Origin of the sequence: Bacillus sp. FJAT-14266 (assembly GCF_001719225.1) — a bacterium.
Classification (GTDB): Bacteria; Bacillota; Bacilli; order Bacillales; family Bacillaceae; genus Bacillus; species Bacillus subtilis.
Genome location: NZ_CP017072.1, coordinates 964,905 through 990,065, shown reverse-complemented (window position 1 = coordinate 990,065; position 25,161 = coordinate 964,905). Strand labels below are relative to the sequence as shown.

Sequence of the window (25,161 nt, the reverse complement as noted above, 5' to 3'; positions counted from 1 at the left end):
GCTTGGCAAATCAAAACAGCAAAAAAGGAGCAAACAAGCGCTCCCTTTTGATGTTTTTTCATATGAAAATATTATGAGTTCTCATCTACCATGTACAAAATAAACTCCCAAAACCCCGGTACATCCTGACACAAAAGCATATCAGCCTTTTCAAACATTTTGATCTTCAGCTCTTGCTCTAAATCTTCTCTTTCTTGATAGGACGTATTGCTGAGTTTTTTTCTGATCATCGGTGAAAAGCATGCAATCAGGTGCTCAATGTCATAAGTCTCGTCTTTTTGTTTCTTTTTTTGTTCAAACTGGCCGTTCACAGCTTACTTTTCCCCCTTTTTTTGCGCCGCTAGCTGCTTTCTGATATTCTCCAGCCCCTTTTTATGAATGTTGGAGATGTTTTGTCGGGACTCCCCTAATGAATCTGCAATCTCCTGCATCGTGGCACCGTGAAGATACACTTTCGTCAGCACACTTTTTTGTTTGTCAGTCAGCTTCTGAATCGCTTGGTAGAGCTGATAATCCTGAACATGCTGGCTCAAATCATCCTGCCTGTCTAAAAATTCTTCAAATGCATCGCTTCCTGTTTCGGAAGGAAGCCGGTCTCCCGCCTCCGGATGATCAACCGTCAGCGGATACCGTTTTTGATTTTTGCGAACCCGCTTATCAAAATCAATAGAAAAGATGCGAATCATTGAATTCATATACTTGACGATGCGGATTTCTTTATAAAACTGCTTAAATAGCTCGTCCAATGATTTTGCATCTTTTTCGTTAGGGCTTTCCATTACGTTTTTGAACAAACGGTAATGCTGAGGATTGCTCAAAAAATGCTTCACGATGGGATGCTTCATTATCTCCTTACATTTTGACCGTAAAAGACTTTGATAGTCCATCAAACCGCCTCCCTACTAAATTAAATGAAGGAAAGCAAAAAAAAGTAAACTACTACTTTCCGACTAGTGTCTTCCAAAATACTTTGCAGCAGTTTACGTTTTATCGGTTTTCCTTCACTTACATACATGACTGCAGAAAAAGAAGGGAGGTATTTTCCTATGGATCAGGTTTTTATAGAGGAAGTCGTAAAACAGATCGGCAATTTGGGGTTTCCCGCGCTGATTGCAATGTATCTGCTGACCCGATTCGAAAAGAAGTTTGATCAACTAATAGAACTAATGACAGAACTGAAAGATCATGCAAAAAAATAATTTTTCAATCGAAGTTGACTTTTCACTGTTTTTTTTCACTTAACAAAACAGAAGGGAAAACGAAAGGCCTTTCACCTTCTCTTTCTGCTATCACATTTAAATGTAAGGAGGAAACATTTCATGAAAAAACAAAATGACATTCCGCAGCCAATTAGAGGAGACAAAGGAGCAACGGTAAAAATCCCGCGCAATATTGAAAGAGACCGGCAAAACCCTGATATGCTCGTTCCGCCTGAAACCGATCATGGCACCGTCAGCAATATGAAGTTTTCGTTCTCTGATACACATAACCGATTAGAAAAAGGCGGATATGCCCGTGAAGTGACAGTACGTGAATTGCCGATTTCAGAAAACCTTGCATCCGTAAATATGCGGCTGAAGCCAGGCGCGATTCGCGAGCTTCACTGGCATAAAGAAGCTGAATGGGCTTATATGATTTACGGAAGTGCAAGAGTCACAATTGTAGATGAAAAAGGGCGCAGCTTTATTGACGATGTAGGTGAAGGAGACCTTTGGTACTTCCCGTCAGGCCTGCCGCACTCCATCCAAGCGCTGGATGAGGGAGCTGAGTTCCTGCTCGTGTTTGACGATGGATCATTCTCTGAAAACAGCACGTTCCAGCTGACAGATTGGCTTGCCCACACTCCAAAAGAAGTCATTGCTGCGAACTTCGGCGTGACAAAAGAAGAGATTGCCAATTTACCTGGCAAAGAAAAATATATATTTGAAAACCAACTTCCTGGCAGTTTAAAAGATGATATTGTGGAAGGGCCAAATGGCGAAGTGCCTTATCCATTTACTTACCGCCTTCTTGAACAAGAGCCGATCGAATCTGAGGGAGGAAAAGTATACATTGCAGATTCGACAAACTTCAAAGTGTCTAAAACCATCGCATCAGCGCTCGTAACAGTAGAACCCGGCGCCATGAGAGAACTGCACTGGCATCCGAATACCCACGAATGGCAATACTACATCTCCGGTAAAGCTAGAATGACCGTTTTTGCATCTGACGGCCATGCCAGAACATTTAATTACCAAGCTGGTGATGTCGGGTATGTACCATTTGCAATGGGTCATTACGTTGAAAACATCGGGGATGAACCGCTTGTCTTTTTAGAAATCTTCAAAGACGACCATTATGCTGATGTATCTTTAAACCAATGGCTTGCCATGCTTCCTGAAACATTTGTTCAAGCGCACCTTGACTTGGGCAAAGACTTTACTGATGTGCTTTCAAAAGAAAAGCACCCAGTAGTGAAAAAGAAATGCAGTAAATAAAAGACTTGCGGCTTGCAGAGAGCACTTGTTCTCTGCAAGCCTTCATAAGGAGCTGAACCAGTGAAACATCAAAACCCTTCAAAACGCTTATTGCGGCTCTCCATAAAGTACTTGCTGGCCGCATCAGCAGTGGTGTTGACCTATTTTGCTGTCATCTATATATTGTTTTCTTTAGCGGGAACGAGCTACCGCTCAGCAGCTCATGTCCTGCTTTTTGCCATGGTATTCCTTGTTCTCGGATTATGCTTTGAACCATTTGAACGGCTGATGATACATAGCTTTACATTTTTCAAGACAGGAAAACGTCTATTCATTCTCCTTGCTGGCATCGTACAGCTGCTGTTTTTGTGGATGACTGCTCATACAACAGACCAATTGATCAGCGACATCTGGCTGTCCACCACAGAGGAAATGATTGTCGCAGCCGTTTTTTTGATTTTAGACAAATGCAACTCGGCTCTTCCCAGCTAAAAAAAGAACGCATTCCAATTGGATGCGTTCTTTTTATTCATAGCGAAGCGCGTCTACAGGCTGAAGCTTCGAAGCCTTAATGGACGGAAGCAAGCCGAAGATAATGCCGACTGCCATTGAAAAGATGAGTGCTCCGACAACAGCTGGAATGGAGACGATAAAAGGCATCGGAAAAATGACCGTCAGCAGCTTGGCGATGCCGAAGCCTGCCAGCACACCGAGTATTCCTCCAATGCTTGTCAGCACAACAGCCTCGGTTAAAAATTGAAATAAAATCACACGCCGCTTAGCACCGAGCGCTTTCTTAATTCCGATTTCCCTCGTGCGCTCCGTTACGGAAACGAGCATAATGTTCATGACGCCGATACCGCCCACCAAAAGTGAAATACTGGCGATTCCGCCAAGCAGCAATGCAAATGACTGATTAAAGGACTCCACTTCCTGCGCGATCTCCTGAAGATCCATTACACTGTACTCTGCTTTTTCCAGCTCAGCTTCTGACAGTCCCTGATTTAAAAGATCTGCAGCCATTACACCCGCTTCTTGGATATGCTCAGAAGAATCAGCCTGCACGGCAATCTGCGTTGGCGCGTCAAACCCTTCAATAAGCGGCCACACTTTTTTCGGCACGTACAAAACCGGGTTCGCGTAGTCGCCTTCAAACATGCTTTCCTGTTGATTTTTTTCTTTAAAAACACCGACGACCTTAAACGGCACACCATTCATCTCAATGTTTTTATGCAGAGCTTCTCCGTCTGGAAACAGTTCATCTCTGACAGCTTCATTGATCATCACTACTTGGTGTGTGCTGTTTAAATCGTTTTCCGTCAGCTTTCTCCCTTCGGTTATTCGGATTGGAAACATGTCGAAGTAATCATCGTCCACTCCATACACTTGGGGATACGAAACGTTTGTTAAATGAAAAACGCTCGCGCCTTCTGACAAGTAATATAAGGATAATCCTTTGACCATCGGATCTGATTTGATCGCCTTTACTGTTTCTTCCGCTACAGGCGGCGCGGACGCATACGACACCTGAGGGCCGCCGCTCTCCTCTTCTCCGCCAGACGGCTGGTAGACAACGTTGATCGCGTTGTTTCCCATGCCGATCATACTTTGCTTTAATTGCTCACTTTGGCCCTTCAGCATTGAAACAATCGCGATGATTGCCGCTATGCCGATAATCACGCCGAGCATTGTCAGAATCGATCTTAATTTATGAGAAAAAATGGATTGAAAGGAGATTCGAATATGTTCAAGCATGGCTGATATCCCCTCTCTCATCTAATACCAGCTCTCCGTCTCTGATAAAAACGGTTCTGTCAGCTTTTTTGGCGACGTCCGGGTCGTGGGTTATCATAATAATGGTCTTGCCTTCCCGATGCAGTTCAGAAAACAGTGACAAAATTTGTTCACTTGATTTGGTATCAAGCGCCCCGGTCGGTTCATCAGCTAAAATAAACCTCGGCTGATTGACAAGGGCCCTCGCTATCGCCACCCGCTGCTTTTGGCCGCCGGACAGCTTAGGCGGTTTGTAGGAGACCCTGTCTTTTAATCCGACCTTTTCCAGCGCTTCATATGCCCGTTGCCTTCTCTCTTTTTTCTTCACTTTATTGTAGATCATCGGCAGCTCGACATTTTGCAGCGCGGTGAGACGCGGCAGCAAATGGAAAGTTTGAAACACAAACCCGATTGATTCATTGCGAATTTCGGCTAAAGCCCCGTCTTTCCCTTTCAATATATCGATCTGGTCAAGCGTATAGGTTCCTGAGGTTGGCCTGTCCAAACAGCCGATAATATTCATTAGCGTTGACTTTCCAGAACCGGAAGGCCCCATAATAGCTAAAAACTCCCCCGCCTGAACAGTCAGATTGATATGTTTCAAGATTGGAACTTCTTCTTTTCCCAGCTTGTACGACTTCGAAATATTATTCAGTGTCAGCATTGACTGTAACCTGCTTTCCTTCCTTGACCGCGGGATCAGGATAGATCACATAATCTTCCGGCGTCAGGCCGCTCTTAATTTCCACCATGTCATTTTCATCAGTCTCTCCGATTTCAACAGGCTGCTTAACCGCTTTCTGATTCTCATCAGCTTTCCACACATACGGTTCGCCGTCATCCTGAATGACCATGTCGGACGGCAGCTTGATCGTATCCGCATCAGCATTATCACTCATCACTTCGATATTGACATGATAGCCGACTTCAAGACCTTTATGGCTGTCTAATAAAATGGTGAAAGGATAGTTAGAGGACTGGGGATTCATTTCTTCATCAGCAAAGCTTTCTGATTCTTCACCCTCGCCTGCTCCCGCTGGAAGCTTGCCGATCGAGGTGACCTTTCCTTTCCACTCGCCCTCACCGCCTGTTTTCAGCGTGACCCTGACTTTGCTGCCTTTTTTGATCGTGTCCATTAACAGCTCATTGATTTGGCTTTTGACCAGATATTTGCCCGTCGAAACAATCTGGATATACGGGCCCGTTGCCTGGTCACCTGTTGCACCGTCAGCGATATCCTGATTGACGCTTTGAACGATTCCGTCATGCTTGCTTGTAATGACATTGGAACCTTTGTTTTTCGTCAGGCCAGCCAGTTCTTTTTGATGCTGCTTCAGTTCAAGCTGGCTTGTTTTCAAATCGAAATTGGCTTGATCAAGTTCATCTTGAAGCTGGTTTTTCTCTTCTTTTCCTGCAACTTTCAGCTTTTTTTCCGTTTCCGTTATTGATTTTTGCAAACGGTTGATTTGCAGATTTGTCATTTCAATTTGCAAATTGGCTTGCTCCACTTCATCAGAATGATCCTCGCCCTCATACTCAAAAAGTTTATCGCCCTTTTTAACCTGATCGCCTTCTTTGACGTATGTTTTTTTAATGCTGCCTTTTTCTGAATCTATGTATACTTTCTGCTGTTTCTCAGGTTCAACCTTTCCAGAAAACGTTTGGCCTGATTCTGAATCTCCTCCCATGTATACCGCGACCGATTCAGCATAGGGCTCTGATGATACGGCAACTTGGTTCATGTGGGTAAAAAAGTAAAAACCGCCAGCGCTGATCCCAGCCAATACAAGCACACCGGCACATATCGCACCGCCAATAAGCCATTTTTTCTTCTTGGACACAACGATCTCCTCTTTCTGTAAACTATGTAATATTTTCGAAACATTCTAACCAATATTATCTATTAATTCAAAAAGACTTGCAATCCTTTTATTGAAATGACGGAATCAAATAGAAAAATTGTATTTTCAAAGCCGAATAAAAAAATCCCGGCTTCAAACCGGGATTTTTTCATACAGTAACTAGCTCTTTTTCACTTTTAATCAAGTCATATGTCAAGCATACAGGTTTATTTGTACGGGGATCAGTCACGATTTCTGCATCAATCTGAAATACCTGCTTCAAAATGTCTGGTGTCATGACCTCCAGAGCAGTTCCTTCCTTGATGACCGTGCCTTTTTTGAGCGCGATCATATAATGAGAAAAACGAGCTGCATGGTTAAGATCATGAATGACCATTAAAATCGTCCGCCCTTGCTCTTTGTTGAGTCTGTCAAGCAGCTGCAGAATTTCAAGCTGATGTGCAAGATCAAGATACGTTGTAGGTTCATCCAGCAGAAGCAGTTCCGTCCCTTGCGCAAGCGCCATGGCAATCCACACGCGTTGACGCTGTCCGCCTGACAATGCCTCAATCGGCCGTTCAGCATATTCAGCCATGCCTGTTTCTTTAAGCGCCCATTTGATAATCCGGCGGTCTTCGTCATTTAATCTGCCGAATCCTGATTGATGCGGAAACCTGCCGTACGACACCAATTCGTGCACTGTTAGGCCGCTCGGCGCTTCAGGTGTCTGTGGAAGAATCGCCATATCTTTTGCAATGTCCTTTGTAGACATTTTATGAATCGCTTTGCCGTTTAAATAGACGGCACCTGCATGTGAACGCATAATTCTGGACATTGTTTTTAAAATCGTTGATTTCCCGCAGCCGTTCGGGCCAATTAAGGTGGTAATTTTCCCTTTAGGAATCGATATATTTAAATCCTCTACAATCACCCTGTCGCCATAACCGATACCAAGCTGTTCCGTTGATAATGAATTCATATTCGGCCCCCTCCTCTAATTCGCTTTCATCAATAAATAAATAAAGTAAGGCGCACCTAGCACGGAAATGACAAGTCCGACCGGAATTTCTGATGGTGCCAATACATTTCTCGCCAGCGTATCAGCAAGCAAAAACAGGAATGAGCCGATGAAGGCGGAGACCGGTATCAGCGTCTGGTGACGTGGACCGGTCAGCCTTCTAGCCACATGCGGCGCGATCAATCCGAGAAACGCAATGCCCCCCGCAGCTGCCACGCATGAAGCGGCAAGAGTGACCGCTGCCAGAAGAAGAATCCGTCTTTCCTTTTCAACAGCGGTGCCCAGCCCGGTCGCCAATTGGTCTCCGAGCTGCATAATGTTCAAATAGCGTGCCTTATATAAAGTAAACAGAAGCAAGATCACAATCCAAGGGAGAATCGCCCAGATCATATTCCAGTTCGCCCCCCATATTGAGCCGGATATCCAAACCGCGGCTTGCATAAAATCATGAGGGTCCATCTTAAGCTGAAAAATCAGCAACAGGGCATTGAATCCGGCATTCACCCCTATGCCGACTAAAATCAGCCGAATCGGTGTCACGCCTTTTTTCCATGCCAGAATATAAATGAGAAACGCAGCGAGGATTGCTCCTGCCAAAGCACTGAACGGCAGCATAAATGTTCCGAAAAAGCTGAGATCTGAAGCTGACCCTTGAAAAAAGTATATAAAAAGCACTACAGCAAGTGAACCGCCGGCGTTAATTCCGAGAATACCAGGCTCGGCAAGTTCATTTTGAGACACGCTTTGCAAAATGGCTCCAGCTACGGAGATCCCTGCTCCAACAAGCAAAGAAAGGATGATCCGGGGCAGCCTGAACTCAAATAAGACAAGTTCATCACGCGCCGTTCCTTGGCCGAAAAAGACCTGAAGCGTTTTAAGCGGTGCAATTTTGATAACGCCCAAATTGAGACTGATAAAAAAGACCACCACGATAAGCAAAAAGGTCACAGCCATTACAACGAGCGGTTTGTTTGTTTTTGTTTTCATTACAGCCCTCTCCTTTCACGACGTGCCAAATAAAAGAAAAAGGGAACGCCGATCAAAGAAGTCAGCGCGCCGACAGGCGTTTCAAAGGGCGCATTTACGAGTCTGGCCGCTATGTCAGCAAAAACAAGCAAAACAGCACCGAGCACCGCCGAGCAAGGAATGATCCACCGATAATCCACACCGACCAAAAAACGGGTAATATGCGGAATGATCAGCCCGATAAATGCAATGGTGCCGGCAATGGAAACCGCAGCTCCGGTCAGAATTACTACAATAAGCATGCCCACCAGTTTCACTGCTGATGTATATTGTCCAAGCCCTTTCGCCAGATCGTCACCGAGACTTAACACTGTCACAGATCGGGCGATAAAAAACGCGAGCGTTAAACCGACAGCCCCTGCAATAAGCAAAAGCTGGACCCCCGACCATTTCACACCCGCTACCCCGCCAGCGTACCAAAAGCTGATATCCTGAGCGACATCAAAGCGGATTGCAATGGCAGTTGAAATGCCGGTAAAGAAATAAGTAACTGCCGTACCCGCCAGAGCAAGCTTTACAGGCGTAAGTCCGCCCCTTGAAAACAAGCCGATGCCCATTACCGTCGATGCCCCCAGCCCCGCTCCCGCAAAGGACCATAGCACAAGCCCCATTGCAGAAAGTCCGGGAAAAAAGGCAAACGCAATCGAAACCGCAAACGCAGAGCCTGATGTCACACCCATAATCGAAGGCTCTGCCAAAGGGTTTCTCGTCATCCCCTGCATGATTGCTCCCGACACTGCCAACAATGCGCCTACAAGCGCGGCAGCCGCCGTTCTCGGAAGCCGAAGATCATGTATAATTTGGTGAGATGTCTTTGTCGGCTGATAATGAAAAATGGCGTCCCATACAGTGCGCAAATGAATATCCGCTGCACCGAGGGATATGGATAAAAATGCGCCAAGGCAAAGCAGGCATAGACCTGCAATAAGGACGATGACCGCGCCATATGTCCTTGACGTCCATTGGATTTCTTCTGATGCAGTCCGTATATTTTTATGTTGACTCAACTGCCGTACTTCCTTTCTGTTACTGATAATGATTATCAATTGCTGTTTCAGTATATCACTTTTTTCAGCTGATTTAATAGAGTGTTTTGAACAAAAATGAAAATGCATTTGCAAAAATATCGTGTCAACCGGCACTTGCAGTGGTATAATCACAGATGATAATGATTCTCTTTTTCATCTATTTTTTAGAAAGAAGGTATGAGATATGACCCATATATACAAGAAACTCGGAGCCGCGTTTTTTGCCCTGTTATTGATTGCAGCGCTGGCAGCCTGCGGGAATAACTCAGAAAGCAAAGGTTCTGCCTCTGATTCAAAAGGCGCAGAAACCTTTACATACAAGGCTGAAAACGGAAATGTAAAAATCCCGAAGCATCCTAAACGGGTGGTTGTCATGGCAGACGGCTATTACGGCTACTTCAAAACACTCGGCATCAACGTTGTCGGTGCGCCTGAGAATGTATTTAAAAACCCTTACTACAAAGGAAAAACCGACGGCGTTGAAAACATCGGAGACGGCACTTCGGTTGAAAAGGTCATTGATTTGAACCCTGACCTGATTATCGTCTGGACAACACAGGGCGCTGATATTAAAAAGCTTGAAAAAATTGCGCCGACTGTCGCAGTAAAATACGATAAGCTCGACAACATCGAACAGCTGAAAGAATTTGCAAAAATGACGGGAACTGAAGATAAAGCTGAAAAATGGCTGGCCAAGTGGGATAAAAAAGTTGCGGCCGCTAAAACAAAAATCAAAAAAGCGGTCGGTGACAAAACCATTTCCATTATGCAAACGAACGGAAAAGACATTTACGTATTCGGTAAAGACTTTGGAAGAGGCGGAAGCATCATTTACAAAGACCTTGGCCTGCAGGCTACAAAGCTGACAAAAGAAAAAGCCATTGACCAGGGGCCAGGTTATACAAGTATTTCATTAGAGAAGCTCCCTGACTTTGCCGGGGATTACATTTTCGCGGGCCCATGGCAATCAGGCGGTGATGATGGCGGCGTTTTTGAAAACTCCATTTGGAAGAACCTGAATGCCGTTAAAAATGGCCATGTCTACAAGATGGATCCGATCGGTTTCTATTTCTCTGACCCGATTTCATTAGAAGGACAACTGAAGTTTATTACGGAAAGCTTGACTAAATAAACAAAAGAGCCGCCTGCCCGCGGCTCTTTTGCAAATTTATAAGGAACAGCTCAATTTGAATCATATCAGATATTTTCTTTGAGCCATTCATATTAAGCTGCATCCTCATCGCGATCAGTTTTTTTATGCTGGAGAGACTGAAAAACGTTTTTTGCATATTCGATTGTGCCTTAAAGTTTTTCTTTCGATTTCAGCTTTCCTGTCAGCTAGGTTAACGAACGGATTCCTAACAGGAGAAATTGTGATTTTATAAAAAAGACACCTGAGCAAATCAGGTGTCTTTTCATTATGCTTGTTTTTCTTTCTGGAACTTTTTACTCACAAATGGATAAACGATTAAGCCGACAAAGAATAAACCGATGCCGAGGATAAATGTCGTTAAATCTGCTGTGCCTGTTACGATAACAAACACGGAGTATGCACACGCCAGTATCGCGATCAATCCGTCTCTTACACGGGAGCCTTTCAGCTGGTCATACGTTTCACCTTTGATGACTACCTTCAAGCTGTAGATTGCAGATACCAGATACGGAATTAAATATGCGAGTGTAGCCGCTGTCGTTAAAAATGTAAATGCGTCACTTATTGTCCGGGAAATAACCGAGAAAATGAAGACCTGTGACATGACGTTTGTAATAATGAGTGCAATGACCGGACTTCCCTTTTTATTTGTTTTTGCAAAAAATGCCGGAAAATCTCCTGCTTTAGCGGCTTGGTATGGCACCTCAGAGCCGAGCAAAATCCAGCCGAGCATCGTTCCGAATAAACAAAGGATAGCCAAAAGCGCCATAATCACGCTTCCCGCGTTTCCAACAATCGCATAGAGTACATCAACAAATGGTTTTTCAGAGCCGACAAGCTTATCATGCGGCAGAACACCCATCGTAATTAAAGTCACAATAATATATATGCTCAAGGCAATCAACAAGCCGGTAATTGTCGCACGTTTCACATCACGCTGAGAGCGCGCACGGCCGGACAGGATCACCGCGGATTCAATCCCGACAAACGCCCATAGTGTAGAAATCGCGGCGTTATGAACCTGGCCGCCAATTCCAATGCTTGTGCCGTTTTCCCCTTGAACCGGGAAATAAAAATGACCGAATAATGCCGTTTGAAACACAAATAAACCGGCAACGATAAAGAAGACAAAACCTAATACTTTAGAAAGCGTTGTGACAAAGTTTAATTTACTTGCGCCGTTAATGCTGGCAACAAGAATCGCGTGCGTTCCCCATAACAAGATCGTACATACGGCAAACGTCAGTAATTGGCCGAGTGTCACCTCTTGCCCGCCGATCGAAAACATCTCACGTTTATCAACCAAGATCGGGAAGAACGAAGTCAAGTAACCGGCGAGACTTGTGATGATCGCCACGTTACTGATCCAGCTCGCCACCCAGTAGCCCCACACCATTGTGAAACCGGCAGCGTTGCCTTTTTTCGGGTCAGAAAACAGCGCTCTTGCATAACTTTGCGGTCCCGCTGTCAGTTCAGGCTTGCGAATGGACAAGTGTCCGAACACAAGTGCAATCATCAGCACGCCGGCACCTGTCAAAAGCCAGGCGGACGTAGCTCCAAACGGACTCGCAATTGAAGCAAGCGAGCTCGGCAAGGAGAAAATTCCTGATCCAACCATATTTCCAACGACAAACGCCGTTAATAACCAAAAACCCCATTTTTTTGTCTGTTCCATTCCAGTACCTCCATGATTCTTTGTACGGACCAGACCCCGAGATCATATAAACGCAAAAAAAGCCTGAACAAAAGTCCATGCTTAAAGAAACACACACCCTTGATCTCCGGATAGCCCTCCGCGAAAAAGCACGCGGCAGTCCTGCACTTATTCAGATACAGTCCCAGCATAGAGAAGGATCGGCTTTCTCCACACTTCGGCGCTGATGCCTTTTACACATGTTTAACAGCCCCTGTCAGCCTGGCATGTGTGACTTATCATCCGCGCAACCTCTACCTCACTGAGAAAGAGTGAGGATTTAATTATTCAGTTACTCCCAGAAGGTTATCAAAGAAAGGATGATCTGTCAAAGGGAACAGATGGAAAATACGGATAGAGCCAAGCTCTATCCGCATGTGGTTATCGATTATTTTTCTTTTTTTGCACAGCTTCTTGAAGCGGATCATCTTTTAGAGCTGAACCAGCATCTTCAAGAGCTCCTTGGATTACGTTTTTTTCTTTTTCGGAACGTTTTCCTTTATCTTTATTAAAGAAACCCATTCGTATCACCTCTTTTAAAAAATAGGTACATGTTTAAGATGCCTCTTTCCTGAAAAATTATGCGGGATATTTTTTATCGTCCAAAGTCCTGTTGATCAAACATACATTCTCTTGATATATTTGTAATTCAGAGATTTTTTGCAAAAGATAAAAGGAGAAGCGGCAAATGACAGGAAAAACACACATCATGGGAGGCATCGCTTCTTGTACGGCAGCGGCTTATTATTATGGATTTGATCCAGTGCTTATGGCTGCGTCAGGCGCGGTTGGAGCATTAATACCCGATATCTGCCACACACAAAGCAAAATCGGGAGAAAATTTCCTATTTTATCGAAAGTGGTCAGCTCCGTTTTTGGCCATCGCACATTTACACACAGCTTGCTGTTTATGCTCATCATGTTTTTTATCACTTCTACATACATTCCAGATAAAAACATATCAGCCGGCCTGATGATCGGAATGGCGAGCCACTTGATTCTTGACGCTTGGACGGTGAACGGAATCAAATTATTATTCCCTTCAACGATCCGCGTTCGGCTTCCATTATATATGAAGACAGGCAGTTTTTCTGAGCAGCTCGTGCTAGCCGGCCTGACCCTTGCTTCATGTTACTACTTTTATATGCTGTTTCATGGGCGCATGTTTTAAACACATGAGTGCTGAGACTTGTCTGAACCGGCTGTTTTTAGTAGGTTTTACTTAAGAAGCATTTCATGCAGATGATCAAGAAAACGTGAGGAGTCATATTGATGAAAGGAACCTTTTTTCACAATCAGCGGTTTTTATGTTTTTCGATCTTATTTATGTGGATCAAAACGTATGTGATATATAAACTCGGCTTTGATTTGCAAATCGATACTCTGTTGGAGGAGCTAATGCTGCTGGTCAACCCGCTCAGCTTTATTCTTCCTTTATTCGGTATCGGCCTGCTTCTAAAAGAAAACAAGCAGCGGGCCTTTTTGCTGATTGCCAATTTGGTTCTGACTGTTATCTTGATCTCTAATACGATTTTTTACGGCTTTTATATCGATTTTATTACCATTCCGGTTTTATTTCAGGCCAGCAACATGAGCGATATGGGCAGCAGTGTAAAAGAACTGTTCCATCCTCTGTTTATCGCCCTGTTTGTGGATTTGGTTTTTCTGCTGCTGTTCGCCAGAAAAACCAAACACCCACAGACAAAAGCCGCTCCCCGCACGATCAAACGGTACTATGCAGCTTCCTGCGGCATGCTTTTATGCACGCTGGCACTTGCAGAAGTACAGCAGCCGAAGCTTTTGGCACATTCTTTTGACCGAGAAATGCTAGTCAAAAGCATCGGCCTGTTTCAGTTCCATATTTACGATACAATTTCTCAGACTGTTAATATCAGCGCGAAAGCTTTTGCCGATGAAGACAGTATAACTGCCATTAAAAACTACACAGAGGCTGATTACAGCAAGCCTGATCAAAGCAAATTCGGTCTTGCAAAGGGGCGCAATGTCATCTTTGTAACACTTGAATCGACCCAAAGCTTTGTTCTGAATGAAAAAGTAAATGGAAAAGAAATTACCCCATTTATGAATGATCTCATTAAAAAAAGCTATTCCTTTGATCATTTCTATCAGCAAACAGAACAAGGAAAAACATCAGATTCAGAATTTATCGTCGCTAACTCACTGTATCCTTCCCTTAGCGGCGCCGTCTTTTTCACGAAAAGCGACCATCAATTTCATACGATGTATAAATCGCTGAAGCAGCACGATTATTATTCAGCCGTCTTTCATGCTAACCATAAAACATTTTGGAACAGAGATGTCATGTACGATACATTTGGCATTGACCGCTTTTTTGATGTTGATGATTTTCATGTCACTCCCGGGACATCGACAAGCTGGGGCTTAAAAGACAAAGAATTTTTAGAGCAGTCCGCCGAAAAGCTGAAAAGCCTGCCGCAGCCGTTCTACAGCAGTTTTATCACGTTAACGAATCATTTTCCGTTTGAGATTGATGAAAAGGATCAGCTGATAGATGAATTCGATTCAAGCAGTGATCTGTTAAACCGCTATGTGACCACGGTTCGCTATGAGGATGAGGCATTAAAGCATTTTATCAAAAAACTGAAGGACGAAGGCTTATACGAAAATTCGATGATCGTATTTATGGGAGATCATTACGGCATTTCTGAAGCCCATAACGAGGCAATGGCTGAGTTTTTAGGGAAAGATGAAATCACACCGTATGACAACGTTCAGCTCCAGCGGGTGCCGTTTATCATACATATCCCGGGAATCACCGATCAACAGCCGGAAACCATCTCTGATGCCGGGGGGCAGGTCGACGTCAGGCCGACACTGATGCATTTACTCGGCGTTGAGACAAAAGGCGATATCCAATTCGGCAATGATTTGCTGTCCAGCGACCGCACCCCATTCGCCGTTCTGCGAAACGGCAGCTTTATTACGAACGATTATATATACACAAAGAACACGTGCTATAGCCAAAAAACAGGTGAAGTGCTGGAAAATCAGGATGCGTGCCTCCCTTATAAGGAGAAAGCAAACGAAGAACTGTCTCTCTCTGATAAAATTTTAAATGGTGATCTGCTCAGGTTTTCCGAATGAAAAAAATCCCTCTATCAAGAGGGATTTTTTACGTTTCCAATATCACCTTGCCAGTCAGCTTCGTTTCATAGCCGTTTAATTGAGACAAATTCGCCTTGTATTCCTCAGAATTCAAAATCTCCTTCACGGCCTTCAGCAGCTGCTCATGTTTTTTCAAAACGACAATATCATATTGTTCGTCGATGAGCGGGATAAAATCAACACTGCCCATATGTGCCGCGTGCTGCGCCCCGATTCCCGCGTCAGCCTGTCCGCTTGAAACTTGTGAAGCGACAGCGTAATGATCAGTCACGATATCGCCATATCCCACTACATCAGCCGGATTCACACCAAGCAAGCCAAGCTGTTCATCAAGGAGCACCCTTGCGCCAGAACCCTTTTCCCTGTTGATGATCCGGATATCGGCTCTTTTCAAGTCTTTCCAGCCTTGAATGTTTTTCGGATTCCCTTTTTGCACATACAGTCCTGCTTTGCGGAGAACGACATTGATGAGACAAAACGGTTCACCTGTCAAGATCCGTTTCACATAAGGCGCGTTATACTGGCCAGTTTCTGCATCGTACAAATGGAGGCTGACAATGTCACACTTGCCTTGATACATATCAATCAGGCTGTTTAAGCTTCCTTTGTATTTACGGAGCGGCGTCTCCTGAATGGCATTCTCCAAATGCTTGCTGAGAAGATCCATCGAAATGTCCTGTCCGCTGATCATGACATTCCGTCTGCCGTCCGGCTCAGCCTCCTGCACCTGTTTCGGCGCTTCTGTTGCAGCGATGGGCTGAGACATTCTCATATTCGTTTTATATTGCTTTAAATCTTCTTCATCCACACGCATCTGCCTTCCGACACGATAAGCAGGCAGCACGCCTTTTTTAATCAAATCATAAACGGTCAGCTTTGATACCTTCAGCAGACCTGCAACTTCTTCTATCGTATAGGAAGAGGTTTCATTCATCATCATCACTCTCCTATTTTATTATACCTTTTCGCCGAATGTAAAAAAACCCACATAAACCAAACATAATCAGTTATAATTAGTTATATCTAATGATAAGGGGTGCAATCATGTTTAAGAAGTATTCTATTTTCATCGCAGCCTTAACTGCCTTTCTCCTTGCAGCAGGCTGTTCTTCAAACCAGTCTTCAACGGACAGCGAGAAAAAAGTAACGTTAACCATCTCAGCTGCCGCCAGCGCGCAGGATGCACTTGAGGAAATCCAAAAAAATTATGAAAAAGAGCATCAAAATATTACCATCCAAGATAACTATGGCTCTTCCGGCGCCTTGCAAAAACAGATTTCTCAAGGAGCAGGAGCAGATCTGTTCTTCTCAGCTGCTGAGGATAAATTTAAAAAGCTGGTGGATGATGGAGATATCGCAAAAAAAGACAGCACTGATTTAGTCGGTAATGAAATTGTGCTGGTCGTACCGAAAAACGGAGATTCACCTGTGACAAGCTTCAGCAATCTGGCTGAATCAGAAAAAATCGCCCTTGGCACTCCGGAATCCGTACCGGCAGGAGCTTATGGGAAAGAATCACTGACAAAGCTGTCTTTATGGGACAAAGTGAAGGATAAAATTGTGTATGGAAAAGACGTTCGCCAAGTTCTTTCTTATGTTGAAACCGGCAATGTAGACGCAGGTATTGTTTATAAAACAGATGCCCTGGTCTCGAAAAAGGTCAACATTATTGACGAGGCAAAAGCAGATACACACAGCCCAATTGTCTATCCGTTAGGAATCGTAAAAGATACAAAACACCGTAAGGAAGCGAAGGAATTTTACGAATACCTGCAATCTGATGAAGCAATGAAAGTATTTGAGAAATATGGCTTTACTGCCGAGTAGCATAAGCGCTTCAGAATTTTTCACACCCGTTGCGCTTTCCTTTCAGGTGGCGGCAGTTGCCGGAATTGTTGTCATTATTCTCGGAACACTTGCTGGAGCATGGATGTCACGGGCATCATTTTTCGGAAAAACGGCACTCGAAACATTTTTTATGCTTCCGCTCGTTCTTCCGCCTACTGTTGTCGGTTTTATTTTGATCGTCATTTTCGGAAAGCACAGCCTCATCGGACAAGCCATCGAGTGGATTTTCCAGCAGCCTGTCATTTTCACCTGGTGGGCCGCTGTGATCGCCTCGGCTGTTGTAGCCTTTCCGCTTATGTACCAATCAGCCAAAACCGGATTTGCTGACATTGATCCCGATATACAAGGTGCGGCAATGGTAGACGGCGCTAGCAGATGGAAAGTGTTTATCCATATCTCCGTCCCGCTTGCCTATCCTTCGTTACTGACCGGAAGCATCCTCAGCCTTGCGCGGGCGCTCGGAGAATTTGGCGCAACACTCATGTTTGCAGGAAACATCCCCGGTGTTACGCAAACACTGCCGACGGCGATATATGTCGCATTGGATTCCGGCAACAATACCCTTGCTTGGGCGTGGGTCGTCTGTATTGTTGTCATTTCCTTTTTGATGCTGTTTTTCATTCAACAGAAAAAAACGCACTAAAAAAACTCCCCGTAACGGGGAGTTTTTTGATTAAAACAGAAGCTCATCAGGATTTGGACCGACACGCTCATCTTTATTTAATGCGTCAATTTTGTCCATGTCTTCTTGAGACAATTCGAAATCAAAAATATCAGCGTTTTCGATGATACGGTGTTCTTTAATGGATTTTGGAATGGTTACAACTTCATGCTGCAGATCCCAGCGCAAAATCACTTGAGCCACAGATTTATTGTGTTTTTCAGCAATCTGTGTCAGCACTTCGTTATCCAAAAGCTGTCCCTGCATGAGCGGAGACCACGCTTCCAGCTGAATGCCTTGCGCTTTGCAGTAATCTCTTAATTCTTTTTGCGTCAAACGAGGGTGAAATTCAACTTGGTTCACCATCGGTTTGATTTCAGCATCTTTCAACAGCTCTTCTAAATGATGAACTTGGAAGTTGCTGACGCCGATCGCGCGAATTTTGCCATCTTTGTACAGCTTTTCAAGCGCGCGCCATGTATCTTTATATTTATCTTTGCCAGGCCAATGGATCAAATATAAATCTAAGTAATCAAGCTGTAATCTTTCCAGGCTTTTTTCAAAGGCAGCAAGCGTTGTTTCGTAGCCTTGATCTTCATTCCACACTTTTGATGTGATGAAGAGCTCTTCTCTTGCCACACCGGATTCTTTAATCCCGATGCCAACGCCTTCTTCATTTTTGTAGATCGCTGCTGTATCAATACTGCGATAACCATTTTTAATTGCCGCTTTCACTGATTCAGTCGCTTCATTACCATTTTCTACTTTAAAAACACCCAGACCGAACCAAGGCATTTCAACTCCGTTATGTAACTTTACAGTATCTTTTAAACTTGTTGGCACTTGAACATCCACCCTTTCACTGAAATGTAAGCGTCTATATTATCTCACATTCCTCTCAGCCGATACCAATAATACGCTTAAGACCCTCTTTTTGCTTCTTTTTTCACAGCACACGCAAAGTCAAACACTATTTTTTTCCTATTTTAACAATATTGAGATTACAAATACATTGAGCAGGGTATGCGTGTAGTGTAACCAAATGAAAACAAAGGAGGAAACAACTTGAAACGTATTCGTATCCCAATGACACTTGCTCTTGGTGCCGCTTTGACAATTGCCCCTTTGTCCTTTGCTTCCGCTGAAGAAAATCCTGCTCCGAAGATGTCGCAGACAACTACTGCTGGAACAACTGCCGCTGATGTAGGTTTAAACGTCAACCTGGATGTACTTGGAATTGCCAACCAGATCGCTGATGCCATCAAATCCGCACAGAATAGGGATGGCTTTGTGAAAAACCTCATGGAGTCTTCCTTCTACGCGTCCGGCCAAAAATATAACGTCATGGTCTTTAATTTAAGCCAGGAATATGAAGATCATTTGAACGGTGTGCAATTTTACGGCTCAGCCGTTTACGACGGCATTACGTATGGCATTTGGGTATTTGAAGACGGAACCTTTACAAACAAAGGCGATGGCGGCTGGATCAACTGGGCCTTCAGAGGCTGGTTCGACCGGGATGGCAGCACTGTCGCATTTCATCGCCCTTAATATAGAAAAAAGCTGGCGCTCTAACGCCAGCTTTTTTGCTGCATTTATTCGCCGCCTTCAAGCATGGCGGCTTCGACATCATTAATGTATTGGCGAAGCTCATGGGAGATGTCCCGGGAAATTTCTCTTTCCTCGAAAAGTGTTTGAATTTCATTTCTGATCGCCTGTACAGCCTTCAGCTTCACTTCCAGCTTCTGATTTTCAAAATGGGCGCTTGATTTCAGCTCATGATGGCTGTGCTCCAGCCTGAAAATTAACTGCTTATAGAATGTAATGACAGATAAAAACACTTCTTTATGCTCTTCCGTCTTGTGTTTTTCCAGATATTCTATCGCTGCTTTTGCCGTTTTCACTCTTGTTGCCCGTATCAATCCCGCTTCATTTAAAATCGACATCTCCGGCTTTTTATGTTCACCGAAGAAAATCCAATACATCAGCCTCTTGAGCCTTGTTTTTGATAATCCGACTTTAAACGGGTTCGCATACAAAATTTCCAACTCGTTAAATCGTTCTTGCAGCACATTTGCTGTTTCTTCCGGGATGTCTCCCCGCTCCAGCATTTTCATCAGCGCCTCTTGCTCTGCCTTAACCCCTTGGGCACGGACTTTACGCTCGTGCTTTTTGATGCGATTAGACGATGTATATTGCTGAAAACGAAGATTTTTCATTTTCTCATTGTATTCAGCTATCACCGCAAGAGAGGCCGTTTTGTTTGTCTCATTCATGTCCTCTTTAATCGTTTGAAGGGCTGTTTTGATCAATTTGCGTCTCGCCGTCAGCAGCTTCTTGTTTCGTTCCTCGTCCTCTTCTTCTTTTTCAGTCAGAATCGGCAGCACAACGGTAGCAATGACAAGCGTGCATAAAATGACGCCGGCTGCTAAAAAGAGAATCAGATTTCTTTCCGGAAACGGCGTGCCGTCCTCCAGGAAATACGGAATGGAAAAAGAACCTGCAAGCGTTACTGCTCCACGCACACCGGAAATCGAAATTAACAGCGTCGAACGAAGACCCGGTTTATAGATGTTCTGATCTTTATTAAAGAACCATTTGCCGTTCCAGAAGAACAGCACCCACAGGAATCTCAGGAGCATTAACGTAAATGTGATGACTAGGATATAGCCGATCACCTTCATGTTGCTGATGGCAGTGTCGTTAAAGATAACAGAAATAACATCAGGGATTTGCGTGCCGAGAATAACGAAGACCAGGCCGTTCAAAATAAATAAAATAATGTTCCACGTACTTGAGGAGACAATTTGCAGCTTGATCATCGTTGATTCCAGACGATCCTGTTCAACCGCATGGGTAATACCGCCAGCTACAACAGCTAAAATGCCGGAAACGCCGATTTCTTCAGCTGCCAAATAAATCACAAACGGCGTCAGAATTTGAATCAGCATATGCATCGTGACATCCTGCATGCCAAGGCGGCGCAGAAATAGGCGAAAACGAATAATCAAAAATGAAATGACAACCCCGCACAGCAAGCCTCCGAGAGAAATAAAGACAAAGCTAACAGCCGCTTGTGCTAATGAAAATGCACCAGTCACTGCCGCTGCAATCGCAAACTTAAAGGCCACCAGACCTGATGCGTCATTCATCAGCCCCTCACCTTCCAGCAGGCGAAGAATCCCTTTTGGCATTTTCACTCTTCCTGATAATGCGCTGACAGCGACGACATCAGTCGGTGAAAGAATGGCCGCAAGTCCAAAGGCCGCTGCCAGCGGAATAGCAGGAATCATCCAGTGAATCGTGTAGCCGCCTACAATCACAGTCGCAAATACAAGGCCGAGTGCAAGCAATAAAATCGGAGCCCTTAAATTCCAAAGCTCTGCCCGCGGTGTCCTCTTTCCATCATTAAATAGCAGAGGCGCGATAAACAGAACAAAAAACAATTCGGTATTTAATTCAAAATGAAGACCCTGTGGAAATGAGGCGGCAAGAATCCCAAGAGCCACTTGAATCAGCGGCACCGGAATAAACGGAATAAACCGGTTCACGATATTAGAAATCGCAATAATCGTTAATAATACGAGCACAACTAAAAATATGTCCAAATGCATGACCTCCTTCGTCTGTTGTGTGTCGGCATGATGAGCCAAAAAATCTGTTTGTCTAAAAGCCCTTGAGCTAGGGTGGCCTTGCATACGCTATGTGGTTTCGCAGGAGTTCTCTCCACACTTGTCTTCTTTTATAGTACCCTTTTTAGGGTATTTTTTCTCATAATATGCTCACAGTGAACTTTTTTGCAGCAGAGCAAATTACAGAAAAAAGAGACAGGAAGCTACTCCCTGTCTCTCATCTTTCTTTCTCAATCATGAAAATTCGTACCGTCAGTTGTTGCTTTGATAATGCCCGCGCGGATGACAAAGTCACCGAAGTGCTCGCCTTCCTCACGTTCTTTCGCATAGCGGGAAAGAAGGATGCGCAGCTCGCTTAAAATGTCTGCTTCACCGATGTTTTCACGGTACATTTTGCTTAAACGGCTTCCGTCAAACGCAGCGCCAAGATACATATTATATTTGCCCGGCGCCTTTCCGATAAATCCGATCTCACCGAGTGCATGACGTGCACAGCCGTTCGGACACCCTGTCATGCGAATGGTGATTTCCTGATCACGAAGGCCGTTTTCGTCAATAATCTCTTCAATCTTATCTAACAGGGTCGGCAAATAACGTTCTGCTTCGGCCATTGCCAATCCGCAGGTCGGAAGAGCGACGCATGCCATCGAGCTGCGGCGAAGTGCTGAATAGTGCTTGCCGTCAGTTAGTCCGTACTGTTCAATTAAAGCACTGATTTCTTCTTTTTTATCGCTTGAAACGTTCGCAATCATTAAGTTCTGATTGGCTGTCAGCCGGAACTCACCTGTATGAACTTTGGCGATTTCCCGCAAGCCAGTCATCAGCTTATAATCACCGTAATCCGTTATACGGCCGCCTTCGACAAACAGCGTGAAATGCCATTTATCCTCGATGCCTTCCACCCAGCCATAGCGGTCGCCGTTATGATCGAAATGATACGGCTTCGCTTCTTCCAGGCTCCAGCCGAGACGGTTTTCCAATTCTTCTTTTACGTTTTCTAAACCGAGGCGGTCAACTGTGTATTTGAACCGCGCATTTTTACGGACAGAACGGTTGCCGTAATCACGCTGAATCGTAATCGTTTTTTCAGCAACGTCATACATTTGCTCAGGCCGGCAGAAACCGATCACCTTGGCTAATTGCGGATATGTCGCAGTATCGCCATGCGTCATTCCCATACCGCCGCCGATTGCCACGTTAAAACCGATCAGCTTGCCATCCTCGACAATCGCAATGAATCCCAGATCTTGTGAAAAGACGTCAATATCATTAGACGGCGGAACGGCAATACCGATTTTAAACTTCCGCGGCAGATAGAGCGGTCCGTACATTGGCTCGACTTCTTCCTCCGGCGTGCCGGCAACTCTTTCCTCATCAAGCCAAATTTCATGATATGCTCTCGTCCGCGGCAGCAGATCATCACTTAATTTTTTAGACCACTCGTATACCTCTGAGTGGATTTCAGATTGATAAGGGTTTGATGCACACATGACGTTACGGTTTACGTCTCCGCAGGCTGCGATCGTATCCAAAAGTGCTGAGTGGATCGTCTGAATGGTTTTCTTCATGTTCCATTTCAGAATTCCGTGCATTTGGAATGTTTCACGTGTCGTCAATTTTAATGTGCCGTTCCCGTATTTCTGGGACAGGTCATCCATGACAAGCCATTGTTCAGGCGTCGAGACGCCCCCTGGCATACGCACGCGCAGCATGAACTGATATGCGGGCTCAAGCTTCTGCTTTTGGCGTTCATTTCGGAGGTCGCGGTCATCCTGCAAATAACTGCCGTGGTGTTTCATCAGGCGGTTATCATCATCCGGAATTCCCGCACTGATTCGATCGAGCATCACTTCTTTCAGCGTGCCGCGCAAATAATCACTTTCTTTTTTAATGCGTTCAACATCACTTGGAGAGCCGTCCGGTGCTTTTAGAATTTTGGTCACCATGTTGAAAAACTCCTTTCAAGTCAAATCAATATACATCACGCTGATAGCGTTTTTGCTGCTGCATATCGGCAAGATAAGCCTCCGCCTCTTCGCGGCTCATATTGCCTTCTTTTTCGATAATTTCAAGCAATGTGTGATGGACGTCATGCGCCATGTGCTTTTCATCTCCGCAAATGTAAACAGCCGCTCCTTCTTGAAGCCATTCAAACAATTCTGCGCTATGTTCAAGCATGCGGTGCTGCACATATACTTTTTCTTCCGTATCACGTGAGAACGCCACATCCATTTTTGTCAGCACACCGTCTTTGAGCCAATTCTGCCACTCTGTCTGGTAAAGGAAATCCGTGACAAAGTGCTGATCGCCAAAGAACATCCATGCCTTTCCTTCCGCTCCCGTCTCCTCACGCTCCTGCATAAAGGAACGGAAAGGTGCGACGCCTGTCCCAGGGCCCACCATGATAATCGGTGTTTCAGGGTCTTTCGGAAGCTTAAAGTTTTGATTGTGCTGTACATAAACCGGCAGTGTGTCTCCTGGCTGCAGACGTTCCGCGCACAAAATCGAGCAGACGCCTTTTCGTTCACGGCCGTGCGCATCGTAGCGGACTGCGCCGATTGTTAAATGCACTTCATCCGGATTTGCGGATAAACTGCTTGCAATCGAATAAAGGCGGGCAGGCATTTTTCGCAAAATCGAGACAAACTCCTGCGCAGATACACTAAATGGGCCATAGTCACGGACGAGATCAAGCAAATCGCGCCCTTCAATATAGGCTTTTACATTCTCCTCATTTCCCGGGGCTAAAAGCTCTCTAAGCTCATCGTTCCCTGTCAGCTGGGCTGCCTGTTCAAGAAGCGGTTTTGTGAGAACGGTAATCTCATAGTGAGAAATCAGCGCTTCTTTCAGCGGTCGGACATCACCTTGCTTATTAAGCGTCACAATTTCTTCCGGGTCCCAATTCATTTCCTTAAGGAGCAGCTCGACAAGTTCCGGATCGTTTTCCGGATAGACGCCGAGGCTGTCACCAGGCTCGTAAGTCAGGCCAGATCCTTCAAGAGACAGCTCCACATGGCGTGTTTCTTTATTTGATCCTCTGCCGTTTAAATTTAAATTTTCTAACACTTCAGCCCGAAACGGGTTTGTTCTGGAATACGAAGACTCACCGGTTTGTGACGCAGCCGCCGGCGCAGGCGCGGCGCTTCCGCCCCCAGCTTCATTTAATCCTTTCAATACACCCTCAAGCCATTCGGCTGCCGGTTCATCATAGTCAAGATCGCAATCAACGCGCGGAGAAATCCGTTTTCCGCCGAGTTCTTCTAAGCGTTGATCAAATTCTTTCCCTGTCTGGCAGAAAAATTCGTACGAACTGTCACCAAGCGCCAAAACGGAAAAGCGCAGGTCTTCAAGCTTAGGCGCCCGTCTTCCGTGCAGAAATTCATGAAACGACAGCGCGTTATCAGGCGGCTCACCTTCTCCATGCGTACTGACGACGATTAAAAGATTGGTTACCTTCTTCAGCTGATTCGGCTTAAAATCGCTCATGGATGAGACGGTCACTTGAAAACCGCTCTGTTCAAGCTGCTTGCCGGCATTTTCTGCAAGCCCCTGTGCGTTTCCCGTCTGTGAACCATAAAGAACGGTCACTTCTTTTGAAACGGCTGATGCCGCCGCTTCCGCAGACACAGCTGCCGCCGGCGCACCCGCAGATTCTTGGGCGGAAACAGATTGAGCGGATAAATATCCGCTCAGCCATATTTTCTGGGATTCGGTCAAGGTCGGCAGAAGGCGGTTAAGGAGCTCTGCCTGCTCCTGATTAAACGGACTGTTCATTACCTGAAGTTGCAACGTATCCACCTCACAAAGTTATAAACTGATCGAAAATTGCATCTAATTGAACTTTACCGGAATACTAGGCTTAAGTAAAATATATTTACATGATGA

At 44.9% G+C, this 25,161-nt stretch carries 24 protein-coding genes and 1 riboswitch; of the genes, 9 read left to right on the top strand and 15 right to left on the bottom strand.

The window, feature by feature from the left end:
* Positions 1–71 precede the first annotated feature (71 nt).
* Both rsoA and sigO read right to left on the bottom strand, forming a co-directional pair.
* Positions 72–311 carry a sigma-O factor regulator RsoA gene (gene rsoA, locus BGM23_RS05115; RefSeq protein ID WP_021480583.1) on the bottom strand — a complete coding sequence of 80 codons (240 nt, stop codon included), beginning with the start codon at positions 309–311 and terminating at the stop codon, positions 72–74.
* Between the two features lie 3 nt (positions 312–314).
* The gene (gene sigO, locus BGM23_RS05110) at positions 315–845 is read right to left on the bottom strand and encodes an RNA polymerase sigma factor SigO (protein ID WP_014477957.1); all 531 of its coding nucleotides are present in this window, start codon (positions 843–845) and stop codon (positions 315–317) included.
* Positions 846–1,046: 201 nt separating this feature from the next.
* On the opposite strand from sigO, the gene BGM23_RS05105 reads away from it, so the two are divergent.
* The 3 genes from BGM23_RS05105 (at position 1,047) to rsiO (ending at position 2,948) form a co-directional block, all read left to right on the top strand.
* Complete coding sequence (locus BGM23_RS05105) at positions 1,047–1,199, top strand: YvrJ family protein (protein WP_003244090.1); 153 nt, start codon at positions 1,047–1,049, stop codon at positions 1,197–1,199.
* Positions 1,200–1,319: 120 nt separating this feature from the next.
* A complete protein-coding gene (gene oxdC / locus BGM23_RS05100) occupies positions 1,320–2,477 on the top strand; it encodes an oxalate decarboxylase (RefSeq protein WP_014477958.1) in 1,158 nt (385 codons plus the stop codon).
* Between the two features lie 60 nt (positions 2,478–2,537).
* Positions 2,538–2,948 carry an acid stress-sensitive anti sigma factor RsiO gene (gene rsiO / locus BGM23_RS05095; protein WP_046663942.1) on the top strand — a complete coding sequence of 137 codons (411 nt, stop codon included), beginning with the start codon at positions 2,538–2,540 and terminating at the stop codon, positions 2,946–2,948.
* A 33-nt stretch (positions 2,949–2,981) separates the two neighbouring features.
* On the opposite strand, the gene BGM23_RS05090 is transcribed toward rsiO, so the two are convergent.
* The 6 genes from BGM23_RS05090 to BGM23_RS05065 all read right to left on the bottom strand — a co-directional run bounded on the left by BGM23_RS05090 (position 2,982) and on the right by BGM23_RS05065 (position 9,121).
* Positions 2,982–4,211, bottom strand: coding sequence for an ABC transporter permease (locus tag BGM23_RS05090; protein WP_014480847.1), 1,230 nt, complete (start codon positions 4,209–4,211; stop codon positions 2,982–2,984).
* Entirely contained in the window at positions 4,204–4,893 is a 690-nt protein-coding gene (locus tag BGM23_RS05085; RefSeq protein WP_014480848.1) for an ABC transporter ATP-binding protein, read from the bottom strand. Before BGM23_RS05085 ends, BGM23_RS05090 begins: the two co-directional genes overlap by 8 nt.
* A complete protein-coding gene (locus tag BGM23_RS05080; RefSeq protein ID WP_015714694.1) occupies positions 4,877–6,070 on the bottom strand; it encodes an efflux RND transporter periplasmic adaptor subunit in 1,194 nt (397 codons plus the stop codon). The genes BGM23_RS05085 and BGM23_RS05080 overlap by 17 nt, the downstream gene beginning before the upstream one ends.
* 169 nt (positions 6,071–6,239) lie before the next feature.
* Positions 6,240–7,049 carry an ABC transporter ATP-binding protein gene (locus BGM23_RS05075; protein WP_015714695.1) on the bottom strand — a complete coding sequence of 270 codons (810 nt, stop codon included), beginning with the start codon at positions 7,047–7,049 and terminating at the stop codon, positions 6,240–6,242.
* Between the two features lie 15 nt (positions 7,050–7,064).
* Entirely contained in the window at positions 7,065–8,075 is a 1,011-nt protein-coding gene (locus BGM23_RS05070) for a FecCD family ABC transporter permease (protein WP_003228452.1), read from the bottom strand.
* Complete coding sequence (locus BGM23_RS05065; RefSeq protein ID WP_032677074.1) at positions 8,075–9,121, bottom strand: FecCD family ABC transporter permease; 1,047 nt, start codon at positions 9,119–9,121, stop codon at positions 8,075–8,077. Before BGM23_RS05065 ends, BGM23_RS05070 begins: the two co-directional genes overlap by 1 nt.
* A 205-nt stretch (positions 9,122–9,326) precedes the next feature.
* Here BGM23_RS05065 and BGM23_RS05060 point away from each other — a divergent pair, with 205 nt between their 5' ends.
* Positions 9,327–10,274: an iron-hydroxamate ABC transporter substrate-binding protein gene (locus BGM23_RS05060; protein ID WP_003228448.1), complete on the top strand. Its 948-nt coding sequence runs from the start codon at positions 9,327–9,329 to the stop codon at positions 10,272–10,274.
* A 286-nt stretch (positions 10,275–10,560) separates the two neighbouring features.
* On the opposite strand, the gene BGM23_RS05055 is transcribed toward BGM23_RS05060, so the two are convergent.
* Both BGM23_RS05055 and sspJ read right to left on the bottom strand, forming a co-directional pair.
* The gene (locus tag BGM23_RS05055; protein WP_003228445.1) at positions 10,561–11,970 is read right to left on the bottom strand and encodes an amino acid permease; all 1,410 of its coding nucleotides are present in this window, start codon (positions 11,968–11,970) and stop codon (positions 10,561–10,563) included.
* A 103-nt stretch (positions 11,971–12,073) separates the two neighbouring features.
* Positions 12,074–12,253: riboswitch (Lysine riboswitch) on the bottom strand.
* Between the two features lie 116 nt (positions 12,254–12,369).
* Positions 12,370–12,510 carry a small acid-soluble spore protein SspJ gene (sspJ, locus tag BGM23_RS05050; protein WP_003221612.1) on the bottom strand — a complete coding sequence of 47 codons (141 nt, stop codon included), beginning with the start codon at positions 12,508–12,510 and terminating at the stop codon, positions 12,370–12,372.
* 166 nt (positions 12,511–12,676) lie between these two features.
* On the opposite strand from sspJ, the gene BGM23_RS05045 reads away from it, so the two are divergent.
* On the top strand, positions 12,677–13,159 hold the full coding sequence (locus tag BGM23_RS05045) for a metal-dependent hydrolase (RefSeq protein ID WP_003228444.1): 483 nt from the start codon (positions 12,677–12,679) through the stop codon (positions 13,157–13,159).
* Positions 13,160–13,260: 101 nt separating this feature from the next.
* On the top strand, positions 13,261–15,114 hold the full coding sequence (locus tag BGM23_RS05040) for an LTA synthase family protein (RefSeq protein ID WP_003228441.1): 1,854 nt from the start codon (positions 13,261–13,263) through the stop codon (positions 15,112–15,114).
* 28 nt (positions 15,115–15,142) lie between these two features.
* Here BGM23_RS05040 and BGM23_RS05035 read toward each other — a convergent pair whose 3' ends face one another.
* Complete coding sequence (locus tag BGM23_RS05035) at positions 15,143–16,069, bottom strand: substrate-binding domain-containing protein (RefSeq protein WP_029725916.1); 927 nt, start codon at positions 16,067–16,069, stop codon at positions 15,143–15,145.
* Between the two features lie 110 nt (positions 16,070–16,179).
* On the opposite strand from BGM23_RS05035, the gene modA reads away from it, so the two are divergent.
* Together modA and modB are read left to right on the top strand one after the other, a co-directional pair.
* Positions 16,180–16,962 (top strand): molybdate ABC transporter substrate-binding protein, encoded by a 783-nt coding sequence (modA, locus tag BGM23_RS05030; RefSeq protein WP_003228438.1) that lies wholly within the window; start codon positions 16,180–16,182, stop codon positions 16,960–16,962.
* Positions 16,934–17,626, top strand: a complete 693-nt coding sequence (modB, locus tag BGM23_RS05025; RefSeq protein ID WP_121572477.1) for a molybdate ABC transporter permease subunit — start codon at positions 16,934–16,936, stop codon at positions 17,624–17,626. The genes modA and modB overlap by 29 nt, the downstream gene beginning before the upstream one ends.
* 30 nt (positions 17,627–17,656) lie before the next feature.
* On the opposite strand, the gene pgoN is transcribed toward modB, so the two are convergent.
* Positions 17,657–18,487, bottom strand: coding sequence for a glyoxal/methylglyoxal reductase (gene pgoN, locus BGM23_RS05020; protein WP_015483687.1), 831 nt, complete (start codon positions 18,485–18,487; stop codon positions 17,657–17,659).
* Between the two features lie 222 nt (positions 18,488–18,709).
* Here pgoN and yvgO point away from each other — a divergent pair, with 222 nt between their 5' ends.
* The gene (yvgO, locus tag BGM23_RS05015; RefSeq protein ID WP_003243913.1) at positions 18,710–19,195 is read left to right on the top strand and encodes a stress response protein YvgO; all 486 of its coding nucleotides are present in this window, start codon (positions 18,710–18,712) and stop codon (positions 19,193–19,195) included.
* A 44-nt stretch (positions 19,196–19,239) separates the two neighbouring features.
* Here yvgO and BGM23_RS05010 read toward each other — a convergent pair whose 3' ends face one another.
* The 3 genes from BGM23_RS05010 to BGM23_RS05000 form a co-directional block, all read right to left on the bottom strand.
* Positions 19,240–21,252: a Na+/H+ antiporter gene (locus BGM23_RS05010; protein WP_015714699.1), complete on the bottom strand. Its 2,013-nt coding sequence runs from the start codon at positions 21,250–21,252 to the stop codon at positions 19,240–19,242.
* A gap of 254 nt (positions 21,253–21,506) precedes the next feature.
* Positions 21,507–23,222, bottom strand: a complete 1,716-nt coding sequence (cysI, locus tag BGM23_RS05005; protein ID WP_029725918.1) for an assimilatory sulfite reductase (NADPH) hemoprotein subunit — start codon at positions 23,220–23,222, stop codon at positions 21,507–21,509.
* A 25-nt stretch (positions 23,223–23,247) separates the two neighbouring features.
* Positions 23,248–25,065 (bottom strand): assimilatory sulfite reductase (NADPH) flavoprotein subunit, encoded by a 1,818-nt coding sequence (locus tag BGM23_RS05000; protein ID WP_029725919.1) that lies wholly within the window; start codon positions 25,063–25,065, stop codon positions 23,248–23,250.
* Positions 25,066–25,161: the final 96 nt, after the last annotated feature.